General features: G+C 51.2%; 4 protein-coding genes and 1 pseudogene. 4 read left to right on the top strand and 1 reads right to left on the bottom strand.

All coding sequences use genetic code 11. The features are described 5' to 3' along the window. A pseudogene (locus tag A8707_RS27330) lies at positions 1-135 on the bottom strand (IS6 family transposase); the annotation flags it as partial. A gap of 209 nt (positions 136-344) precedes the next feature. Between A8707_RS27330 and A8707_RS25645 the strand changes: the two are divergent. The 4 genes from A8707_RS25645 to A8707_RS25625 form a co-directional block, all read left to right on the top strand. Further along, on the top strand, positions 345-560 hold the full coding sequence (locus A8707_RS25645) for a hypothetical protein (RefSeq protein ID WP_068820238.1): 216 nt from the start codon (positions 345-347) through the stop codon (positions 558-560). Positions 561-596: 36 nt separating this feature from the next. Further along, positions 597-1187: a Uma2 family endonuclease gene (locus A8707_RS25640; protein WP_068820236.1), complete on the top strand. Its 591-nt coding sequence runs from the start codon at positions 597-599 to the stop codon at positions 1185-1187. Positions 1188-1887: 700 nt separating this feature from the next. After that, complete coding sequence (locus tag A8707_RS25630) at positions 1888-3765, top strand: hypothetical protein (RefSeq protein ID WP_068820233.1); 1878 nt, start codon at positions 1888-1890, stop codon at positions 3763-3765. Positions 3766-3929: 164 nt separating this feature from the next. Further along, the coding region (locus A8707_RS25625) for an IS6 family transposase (RefSeq protein ID WP_068819877.1) at positions 3930-4517 on the top strand (588 nt) is incomplete at its 3' end.

Raw genomic sequence — 4517 nt, 5'->3', positions numbered from 1 at the left:
CACCTCAATTCCTCGCTCTGCCATCATTTCTTCCAAATCCCGGTAGCTCAGAGGATAGCGGCAATACCACCGCACATTCAACACGATGATTTCGGGCAAGAAGTGCCGCCATTTGAACAGAGAGTCAGTCGTCATTTAGAGCAAGGCTAGAAAAAATTAAGCTTCCCTACCTTACTATTTTTGCGACACAACCGGGAAACGGGGGCTTACCAGCGATCGACCGTTTCTGGCTGCTTGTGTCTGCCATGTCATCTTTTGTCATCATAGTAGTGTCGGATGTCAAAAGATGCAATATGATTTTTATGTCATCATTAAGTCTCATTGAAAGGGCAGAGAACTAAGATATGGATGAAAACCTGACAAAAGACTCTGACGTGGCAAGAGATCGACTGACCTTAGACATCACTGACTTGAAAGAACGAATAGAAGAATGCCGTAGTGATGACCCTGCGTGGAGAGAGTTAAGTCTGTCTGGCAAGATTCGCGCTCTACTCGTTAAGCAGCTAGAAACTTTAGAGAAACAAAAAAAATCTCCTGCCAATGAGAGCAAGGGCAAATAGAGAGGGTGAACTCTACGAGGAGCGAAGCTAACGTAAATGACTCAAACACTCACTAAGCCAATAGACCAGCGAATCGTTCTACAGGGGACGTGGGAGCATTTCAAACGGCTCCAACGAGATTTTGGAGAGATTTCTCGCGCAAAGCTGGCTTACTACGATGGAACGATCGAGATTCTTATGCCTGGACGTGACCATGAGATTTTCGCCAGCATTATTGGTTATTTGATCACGACCTTTCTCATCGAAAAGGGCATCTTCTTTCAGCCAACCCGATCCATGACTCAAGAGAAGGAGGGGGTTGCCTCTGCTCAGGCTGATGAGTCTTACTGCATTGGTAGTCTCAAACCGATTCCTGATCTGTCGATCGAGGTTGTCTTCACGAGTGGCAATGCTGCCAAACTTCCTAAATACCGTGCGTTAGGCGTGTCTGAAGTGTGGTTTTGGGAAGATGGCACGTTAGCGCTCTATCACCTGAGACAAGATGGCTATCAACGCATCGATCAGAGTGAACTACCAGGATTAGAGACTCTAGACTTAGACCTGCTAAAGCGCTGCATCCTCATCGGAGAAACGGATCTCGGTCGAGCGGTTCAGATGTTTCGAGAGTCGCAGGGCAATCACGAGTGACAGTCGGTGGAAAACTTGAACTCACCCTTGAGATTGACTGCGATGGTCAAATCATTTCTGTCACACTCAAACCCATTTACAGAAGAATTTGTCATGGATCGATCGCGGATCAGAGAAAATGTCCTGATACACTTAGACTCACTTCAGAAACGTGAGCGATTGACCATGATACGCCCAGTTTCCACCCTTGCAAATCGAGAGGTCAGCATCATGTTCTAGGTACCCTAGAAGCCAAAAACCCCCACTGCGACTAACAGCGAGGGCTTTGAAGGCTCAAATGTTTAGCTTGAATAACGGGAGGCGGGGACGCTAACTTGAAAGCTTTGAGCGGCCAAGAGTTAGGTTCCTGACAGTGCCATGTGTTTATTATGCCTCATTTGTCTCGAATGGCAATAGAGCTTGCTGGGCATTTTTGAGATTTTACGCATGGTTCTCTCTCCCGTCGCTGCCTTTTTGGAGCAGAGAGCGATGGAACGCCCCTGAGATTTTTCGCGTGCAACGGTGCACTGATCCCGCCGTCGTGACCTGACGGCTCACCTCTTGGTAATCTCTCAATCCTTGCTCTCTGTCCTCCCTGCACACCGCTTGGACAGAGAACCATGCTGACTTTTTCAAATTCCCATCTGGATGCCCCCCGCCCATCCGCCCATCCTCTACCATCCGCCCTCCCTCAACCGCTTAATGTTTGGGGAGGCATCGCATGAGTCAGACTGCCCCTTGCCCAAGACCTGACTTAGCCGATGCCTACTGGTCAAAGTTCAACGCCTGGCAATTTCTGCAAGCGCCCGTTCCCAAAGCCCGTCAAAAACCAGACTGGAAAGCCGTCGCTGCCTACCCTGTCGCCCGACGGCTCGCCCATCGCGGCAAACTAATCGCTATTCGCCCAAAAACCTATACCCAGTTTCTCGTCCTTGACCTCGATGCCCTCAGTCGCTACCACCCGCAGCAAAACCCGTACGCCATCCCCCAACTCCAGCAAGCCCTCGAAGAGCGACTCGGATTAGTCAGTTGCATTCCCATCCGCTCCAGCGACAGCCGGGGACTGCACCTGTGGTACTGGTTTAAAGACGAACAAAACTCCTATCGCCTCGCCGAAGCCATCGCGATCGTCCTCAAAGAAGCCGGATTCATCCTCCAAGCCGGACACCTCGAAACCTTCCCCAACCGCAAAGCCTGGATCGACAGCGACAACCCCGACGACTGGAGTCAGTACCACGCCATTCGCCTCCCCCTGCTCGAACCCGGCAGCTACCTGCTAGACGCTTGCAACGATTACCAGCCCCTACTGCACCCCCTCCTCGACCAACAACAAGAATTTCTCCACCTCATCGAGCACTGTCAGCGTCGCAACGACCTCACCTCCGAGCGCATCGAAGCCATCCTCGCCACCCAGCCCAAGCCCTACAAAAAAGTCAGCGTCTCCGGCAATCAATATCTCACCGACCTGCTTGACAAAGTGCGAGACGGCTGGGACGGACATGGGCAAACCAATCAAATCCTCTTCGATGTCACCCGCCTGATCCGCATCTTCGGGCATCTGCTGCACAGCACCGACCCCTATTGGGAAACCGAACGCCTCACCCATGCCATCCATGACTACATCCTGACCCTACCCGGCAGAGAGCAATTTTGTAGCCACAACCACGAGCTAGAAAAGCTTGCACAGAACTGGGCGAAATGGGTGCAGACCAGCAAATACAAACCCTATGGGTACGGCAAAACCCCTTTAGACACAGAGCCCCAAACAGAAACAGTCTTACCCACCCACAGCCACAATCAGAAACTCCAGCAAACCGCCCGAGAGCGAATCATCAACGCGATCGTAAAGTTACTGAATCAAGACCACCTACCCACCACTACCACCGCCCGCATCGAGGCATTAGAAGCCCTCGGCATCCAGCGAGGCACCCTGTATCGACACCGTGACCTGTGGCATCCAGAGAACCTGCTCGATAGCCCAGAACCCACAGCCAGCAACGAGTTCACACCTATTATTGAACTTGAACCCCTACAAACAAGATTCAAACCCAGTCAGAGAAGGGAGTTCACACCGATCGCCGCTAAGGAACTTGAGCAACGCAGCGCTGCTCCTCCAGAGCAAGCGCCAGAACTCAAAGAACTAGGGGGGTCTGGGGGGATTTCCACAGCCTCCTCATTACCTCTCCTGAGAAAAGTGCCCGACAAGCAGAAACGCTCCGCTCAAGACGAACAGATGCAGCGGTGGCTTATGAGCGGCGACCCCATTTTAGAAGCAGAAGCGCGAAGCCGATTGTCTGCCCCTGCGATCGGGTTAGAGATTCCGATAACTGAATTCTCACCCGATCAAACCCCTGAAACGTCGAGTAAATGCGATCGAGAATGGGATCAGGAGGACATTTCCCTAGAGCGGTCAGACACTCTAGATTTGAGTGATGTCCTTGCTAGGATTGACTGCGAGCAAGTGCGACTACAATGGCAACCTGAAGATTTGCAGCAATACTGCCTGAACCAGTATGGGCAGATTCGCGCCCGCTTGACCGACGACGAACTTATCAGCTTGCTTCTGGCATTGCAGCAGATGAGGTGTAACTACGAGTAGACAAATTATTTCTAGGTTTTCGTTCGACAAACCTTGGTAATAGTTGTCGAACGGTTGACGAAAAAAACGCCTATCAGGGCGTTCTGACCTTTGAGTGACAACTTTGGGTTGTGTCGCAAAAATAGTAAGGTAGGGAAGCTTAATTTTTTCTAGCCTTGCTCTAAATGACGACTGACTCTCTGTTCAAATGGCGGCACTTCTTGCCCGAAATCATCGTGTTGAATGTGCGGTGGTATTGCCGCTATCCTCTGAGCTACCGGGATTTGGAAGAAATGATGGCAGAGCGAGGAATTGAGGTGGGTCATTCCACCCTCAATCGTTGGGTGCTGAAATTTGCCCCTGAACTGGACAAACGCATTCGACCGTTCTTGAATCCCACGAATGACTCATGGAGAGTGGACGAGACTTACATCGAAGTGAAAGGAGCGTGGAAATATCTTTACCGCGCTGTCGATTCAATGGGCAACACGTTGGACTTCATGCTGAGCGCAAAGCGGGACGGTAAAGCAGCAGCCCGGTTTTTCCGCAAAGTGCTGAAGGCGACTCATACTCAAACACCCCGCGTGATCACCGTCGATAAAAATGCTGCCTATCCGGTGGCAGTCGAAGCCTTGAAAGGCGATGAAACGCTGGCAGCAGAGACAGAATACCGGCAGAGCAAGTACCTGAATAACATCATCGAGCAGGATCACCGCAACATCAAGCGATTGACAAAGCCAATGATGGGATTCGGCTCATTCAACACAGCGAGA

Source organism: Phormidesmis priestleyi BC1401, from assembly GCF_001650195.1.
Taxonomy (GTDB): Bacteria; Cyanobacteriota; Cyanobacteriia; order Leptolyngbyales; family Leptolyngbyaceae; genus Phormidesmis_A; species Phormidesmis_A priestleyi_B.
Note: the sequence above shows the minus strand (reverse complement) of the source record. Positions and strands in the feature narration are given on the sequence as shown.

Coding starts and splice junctions, on each gene's coding strand:
- A8707_RS25645 (WP_068820238.1), top strand. CDS start 345: ATGGATGAAAACCTGACAAAAGACTCTGACGTGGCAAGAGATCGACTG.
- A8707_RS25630 (WP_068820233.1), top strand. CDS start 1,888: ATGAGTCAGACTGCCCCTTGCCCAAGACCTGACTTAGCCGATGCCTAC.
- A8707_RS25640 (WP_068820236.1), top strand. CDS start 597: ATGACTCAAACACTCACTAAGCCAATAGACCAGCGAATCGTTCTACAG.